A 6,056-nucleotide genomic window follows, 5' to 3' on the forward strand; every position below is an offset into this window, starting at 1 on the left:
GGTGCAAGAACGGCAGTATTGCTATCGCCTGCATCGGGTCCGGACACAGCCGCGGGCGGGGGGGTGGGCGGGCGGGTGGGCCCCGCGGGGGGGGGGCGGGGTGGGGGGGGGGGGGGGGGGGTTTTTGTTTTATTTTTTTTTGTGTTTTTGGGGGGCGGTGGTTGTTGTTGGCGCCGGGCCCCGCGGCCAGCCGCCGGACGCTGCAATCCTGCACCGCGAAATAGCCGTACTGGCGCAGCGTCTGCAGGAAATTGAACAGGTCCAGCTCATGCACCAGCTCCATGTGCAGGCGCACGCGGCTGCCGTACAGCTGGAACTCGCCCAGGTCGACCGGCGTGGCCAGGTGCACCGCCTGCTGCGGTTCGATCTCATAGCTGAGTGGCGGCAGCTTGAGCTGTTCCTGGGTCTGGCGGATGGCGTCCAGCCATTCGAGGCGGCGTTCGTCGCCGACCAGGCCGCGCCGGTGCAGCGCGACAAAGCGCCGCTGGAAGTTGCGGATGTCGCGTTTTTCAAGCTCCACCTGCGAGTAGCGCGACCATGCCGCGTCGCGCGTGCGCTGCGCCTGTTCCTGCCACTGGCTGCTTTGCCTGAGCTGCATTTCGCTCAGCAGCACGCCGGTCAGCGACACGGTCACGGCCGCCAGCAGCGTCAGCGCCGCCGTGCGGATCAGGCCGATCTCGCTGATCCAGTATGGCAGCGCGATGCTGGCCGCGGCCTTCTGTTTGCCGGTGATGGGATGCGTGCTCATGGTCTCCACACCAGGTTGAGGGTGAATTTGGCGTGTTCGGGCGCGGCGGCCTGGGTTCCGGCCTTGCCGGCCAGCCGCACCGAGGAACGTGTGTCCACCGGCGGCTTGTCGATTTCCACCGTCAGGCGCGGGTGACGGGCCAGCGCCTGCGCGAAGCGGCTCATGCTGTCCACCGCCTGGCGATAATCGTCCTGGGCGGCCAGCACCTCGGCTTCCAGCGTCAGCACCTGCGGCGCCCGCGCCGGAATGCCGGCCACCAGCGAGGAGATCGGCTGTGCCTGGGTGCCGTCCTGGCCCGGCTGCGGCAGGTTGGCACCCGGCACGTCCACCTTCCAGTCCAGCTGCAACAGACGGATGTCGGGTGCCGCATCGAGCGCCTGGCTGACGATGGCGGACATGCCCAGCGGCGAGGCCGACTGCGTGGCCAGCATCCGTTCCACCGTGACGGCGGCGCGCATGTTGGCGGTGCTGGTCACGCGCGGCGGCATTTCCGCCATGCTGGTCTTGTAGCGCAGATCGAATTGCGATGCCTCGGTGTTCAGGCGCACGGTATCGGCGCTGGCCTGGTGTTCCTGCCACAGGTTGGCGCCGGTCCAGCCCAGGCAGCACACGGTCAGGGCCGCGCTCAGCGCATACAGGCTGACGCGCGCGCGCCACAAGCGGAAATACCGTTGCAGCGGACCGAGCGTGTAATGGCTGGCCGGCCTGCGCCGCGCCAGCAGGACCAGCAGCGCCGGCTCGGCCAGGTGGCCGGCCAATTGTTCCAGCGGCGCGCCGGCGGTGGCGAGACCGGCTGCGGCGGCCACCGATTCCAGCGTCAGAAAATCGAAGGTGGTTTCGGGACCATCCTCGCACTGTGCATCGACCGCGCTGCTGGCGGCGGCCGGCGTGACCACCACCGCGTGCAGCATGCTGCCACGCGCCATCAGGCGCACGCTGGTCAGGAATTGCTGGGTCTTGGCCACCTCGGCGCCGACGTTGACTGGATTACCGTCGCGGTCGATGGCCGGCGTCAGGCGCGAGAATTTCAGCATGCCGTTCTGGAAATAGCTCTGGCGCCAGCCGGCCGATTGCTGCGTCACCAGCAACAGATGCGCGTCGCGCAGGTTCAGGCGGCGCACCAGGTCCTCGCTCAGCAGCGTGGTCGAATACAGGCCGGCCAGCGGGCGCTGCAACTGCTCCAGCGCCTCCGCCCACGGCAGCACCGAGCCCGGATTGGTCAACGCCGACAGCAGCACGATATCGTCGCGCCGGCCGGCTGTTTCGCGGCCCTGGATTTCGTGATGGCGGAACGGCGTTTCGCGGTACTGCTGCAGCACGCGGCGTGCCATCAGCTGGCGGCCGGCACCGCCGCGCACGTGCGGCACCGTCACGCGCTGAAAGTCTTCCTCGATCAGGTCGGCCAGGAGATACCACGGGCTGGCGCTGCGCGTTTCGGCATAATCCATGAAGGCGTCGATGCCGGCGGCGTCGTTGGCGAAGCTGGGGCCTTGCGTCAGACTGCCCCGGCGCCAGCGGTAGACAGTGGCCTGGTCGCCGCTCAGATAGAGTAAATGTTTGCTGAACACCATGGCTTCACGTCCTGATCTTGCTGATGGTGTCGTAGATCGGTCCCATCACCGACAGCATGATCCAGCCCACCATCAGGCCCAGCACCACGGTGATCGCCGGTTCGATCATCGACTGCACTTTTTCGATCATTTCCTTGACCTCGCGGTTGTAGAAATAGCTGACGTTGTGCAGGGCGCCGTCCAGGCCGCCGGTGGTTTCGCCGACCTTCAACATGCGGATTACCAGCGGCGGGAAGATGCCGGTGTGCTGGAACGCCGCCGTGATGCCGTAGCCTTCGGAAATCAGCTGTCCCGCGCGGCGCAGCGCCGCCGCCACCACGCGGTTGCCGACGATGCCTTCGGACAGCCGGATGCACTCCAGCACCGTGATGCCGGAGGCGTACATCATGGCGAAGAAGGTGGCGAAGCGGGCCAGGATGATTTTGTGCAGCACCGGGCCGACCAGCCACACGCGCAGTTTCAGGCCGTCGGCCAGGTAGCGCGCCTGCTCGCTTTGCGCCAGCCAGGCGCGCCCGCCGAAGAAGGCGATCAGCGGCAGCGCCAGCAGGATGTACCAGTAATCGATGAAGATGTTGGAGACGAAGATCAGCGCCCTGGTATGCAGCGGCAGGGTGTTGCCCATGTTCTTGACGAAGGAGGTCAGCTGCGGCACCAGGTAGATCATCAGGAAGAACATCACACCGGTGACGAACAAGCCGACGGCGGCCGGATACATGACGATCTTGCGCGTCTGCGAGGCCAGTTCGTCCTGCCACTTCAAGGTCTCCGACAGGTTCTTGAACACCTCGGCCAGCTTGCCGCTCTGCTCGCCGGCGGTGATCAGGCTGGTGAAGGTGGCGTCGAACACTTCCGGATAGGCGGCCATCGCGGCCGACAGTTGCAGGCCGCCTTCGATGTTTTCGATCAGGCCGGTGATCATCTCGCGGAAGCGCGGATGGTCGATGCTGTCGCGCAGGTCGTTGAGGCCGTCGAGGATGGGCACGCCGGCGCCGGTCATCTGCTCCATGTGGAAGCAGAAGTTGATCAGGTCCTTGCGCGTGATCAGGCGCTTGAGCGCGATCACCTTGGCGCGCGACACGCGGCAATCGATCAGGTCCAGGCCCATGCGGTGCAGGCGCAGTTCCAGGTCGGGCTCGTTGGCGGCGTCCATATTGCCGGGCTGGATATGGCCGCTGGCGTTCATCGCGCGGTAGAGATATTGCGGCATCAGCCCAGCCTTTCGGTCAGGTCGACCACGCGGCCCACTTCTTCCAGCGTGGTCACGCCTTCCAGCACGCGGCGCATGCCGTCGTCGACCAGGCTGTGGTAGCCGCTGGCGGCGGCCACCGTGCGCAGTTCGCGGATCGAGGCGCGCCGCGCCACCGCCTCATCCAGCTCGGGCGTCATCTTCAGCAGTTCGATGATGGCGATGCGGCCCTTGTAGCCCTGGTGCGCGCAGTGCTCGCAGCCGACCGGGCGGTACAGCGTCTGCGGACCGGCGTCGTCGGGCAGGCCGAGCAGGCGGCGTTCGATGTCGTCGGCGATGTGCGCCTCGCGGCAGCTCGGGCACAGCTTGCGCACCAGCCGCTGGGCGATGATGCCGATGATGTTGCCGGCCATGATGTCGGCCAGCACGCCGATGTCCAGCAGGCGCGGAATCGCGCCGATGGCGGAATTGGTGTGCAGCGTCGAATACACCTGGTGGCCGGTCATGGCGGCGGCAAACGCCATGTCGGCGGTTTCCTTGTCGCGGATCTCGCCGACCAGGATCACGTCCGGGTCCTGGCGCATCATCGAGCGGATGCCCTCGGCGAAGCCCATCTTGGCCGATTCGTTCACGGACGTCTGGCGGATCATGTTCATCGGGTATTCGACCGGGTCTTCCAGCGTCATGATGTTGACGCTCTCGGTGTTGATGTGGTTGAGGATCGAATACAGGGTGGTGGTCTTGCCCGAGCCGGTCGGGCCGGTCACCAGGATCACGCCGTCGGGACGGGCGATCATCAGCTTCAGCAGGCTGAGTTCATTCTCGCCCAGGCCCAGGCCGTCCAGCGGCACGATGCCTTTCTGGCGGTCGAGCACGCGCAGCACGAAGTTTTCGCCGTGCGTGGTCGGCTGCGCCGAGGCGCGGAAGTCGATCTGCCGGCCCGAGAACTTGATCGAGATGCGGCCGTCCTGCGGCGCGCGCGTCTCGGCGATGTTCATGTTGGACATCACCTTCAGGCGCACCGCCATCGCCGGCCAGTACGATTTGTGCAGGCTGCGGATCTGGCGCAGGATGCCGTCGATGCGGTAGCGGATGCGCAGGAACGATTGCTCCGGCTCGAAGTGCAGGTCGGACGCGCCGTTCTGCACCGCGTCGGCCAGGATGGCGTCGATCAGGCGCACCATGGGCTGGCTGTATTCGTCCGAGGTGGTGCCCAGGCTGGCGTAGTTGACCTCGCCGGTTTCGATCTCGTGCAGGATGCCGTCGATCGACAGCTCGAAGCCGTAATACTGGTCGATGGCGCGCTGGATGTCGGACTCGTTGACCAGCAGCGGCTTGATGGTGATGCCCTTGACCAGCATGGCGCTGATCTGGTCCAGCGCGACGATGTTGCTGGTGTCGGACATGGCCAGGATCAGGTTGTCGGTGGCGCGCTCGTAGACGATGGGGAACACGCGGTAGCGCTTGGCCACTTCCTTGGGGATCAGCTTGAGCGCGACGGCGTCCACCACCAGGCTGTTCAGGTCGGCGCTCTGGGTCTTGAGGTTTTCCGACAGCGCCTCGCGCACCGTGGCCTCGGTGACGAAGCCGAGCGTGATCAGCAGCTTGCCCAGCGGTTCATTGCTGCGTTTTTGTTCGATCAGGGCGATGCGCAGCTGATCTTCGCTGATCACGCCCTTTTGTATCAGCAGTTTGCCGAGCGGGAGTTTTGCTTGTTCGGCCATGGGTCAGCGGGTGGCGGTATTCAGTTCGTGCATGCGCTTGCGCAGCGCGTTGCGGTCGAAACCGACGGCCTTGTCCTGCCCCAGCACCAGCGCGCGCTGATAGTAACCGAGGGCCAGTCTGGGCTGGTTCAGGCGGTCCAGGCCGATTGCCAGGTTGTAGGCGTAATCGGCATTGTCGGGTGCCGCGCCCACCGCGCGGAAGTAGGCTTGCTGGGCGTCGGACCAGCGGCCCTGCTGGGCGTACAGGTTGCCGAGCGCGAACAGCACCGGCGCGGCGTCGGGATTGTTGTTGAGGATGGCCTTCAGGCGCGCTTCGCTCTGGCTGATGTCCCCCTGGCGCAGGCCGACCAGGCCGGCGGTGGCGTCGGCGTCGTTGGGCGACAGTTCGAGCAGGCGCAGGTAGTACGATGCGGCCTTGTCCTTCTGGCCCTGGCGCGCGGCCACCATCGCCGCGCCGAGCAGGGCGTCGTGGCTGGTGTTGTCCTGGGCCAGGGCGGCCTCGTACTGCTGCTGGGCGGTGGCCAGGTCGTTGCCGTTGAAGGCTTGGTAGGCGCTGTCCAGCGCGGGCGCGACCGGCGACGGCTGGGTGGCGCGGGCGACGCGGATGTCGCCATTGTCCGGCGCGGCCAGCGGTGGCATCTGTTCCTGGCGCGGCGCGTTGGCGGCCGCCACCGCGGACTGGATGGCTTGCTGGGCGCTGGCCAGATCCTGTTCGGTCTTGGCCAGGCGCCGCTCGAGATCCTGCTGGGCGGCGCGGTTGACGCCGGCGCCGGGCGGGGCCAGCATCGGGTCGTCCATGGCGGCGTTGGCGTCCGCGGCAGCGCCCC

The 6,056-nt window shown here is 66.7% G+C and carries 5 protein-coding genes; all 5 read right to left on the reverse strand.

Annotation, left to right across the window (positions count from 1 at the left end):
- Positions 1–748: hypothetical protein (locus E4L98_RS28690; RefSeq protein WP_135204951.1), on the reverse strand; the 748-nt coding region annotated here is incomplete at its 3' end.
- Positions 745–2,319 (reverse strand): hypothetical protein, encoded by a 1,575-nt coding sequence (locus tag E4L98_RS28695; RefSeq protein WP_229257616.1) that lies wholly within the window; start codon positions 2,317–2,319, stop codon positions 745–747. The genes E4L98_RS28695 and E4L98_RS28690, both read right to left, overlap by 4 nt.
- A gap of 4 nt (positions 2,320–2,323) precedes the next feature.
- Positions 2,324–3,526, reverse strand: coding sequence for a type II secretion system F family protein (locus E4L98_RS28700; RefSeq protein WP_135204952.1), 1,203 nt, complete (start codon positions 3,524–3,526; stop codon positions 2,324–2,326).
- Positions 3,526–5,229 carry a GspE/PulE family protein gene (locus E4L98_RS28705; protein ID WP_135204953.1) on the reverse strand — a complete coding sequence of 568 codons (1,704 nt, stop codon included), beginning with the start codon at positions 5,227–5,229 and terminating at the stop codon, positions 3,526–3,528. Before E4L98_RS28705 ends, E4L98_RS28700 begins: the two co-directional genes overlap by 1 nt.
- Before the next feature lie 3 nt (positions 5,230–5,232).
- Positions 5,233–6,056: tetratricopeptide repeat protein (locus tag E4L98_RS28710; protein ID WP_135204954.1), on the reverse strand; the 824-nt coding region annotated here is incomplete at its 5' end.

The organism is Duganella callida, assembly GCF_004614165.1.
GTDB classification, from domain to species: domain Bacteria; phylum Pseudomonadota; class Gammaproteobacteria; order Burkholderiales; family Burkholderiaceae_D; genus Rugamonas; species Rugamonas callida.

What these genes read in the sequence shown, in the direction of transcription:
- E4L98_RS28700 (WP_135204952.1), bottom strand. Translation starts at nt 3,526, where the DNA reads ATGCCGCAATATCTCTACCGCGCGATGAACGCCAGCGGCCATATCCAG.
- E4L98_RS28695 (WP_229257616.1), bottom strand. Translation starts at nt 2,319, where the DNA reads ATGGTGTTCAGCAAACATTTACTCTATCTGAGCGGCGACCAGGCCACT.
- E4L98_RS28705 (WP_135204953.1), bottom strand. Translation starts at nt 5,229, where the DNA reads ATGGCCGAACAAGCAAAACTCCCGCTCGGCAAACTGCTGATACAAAAG.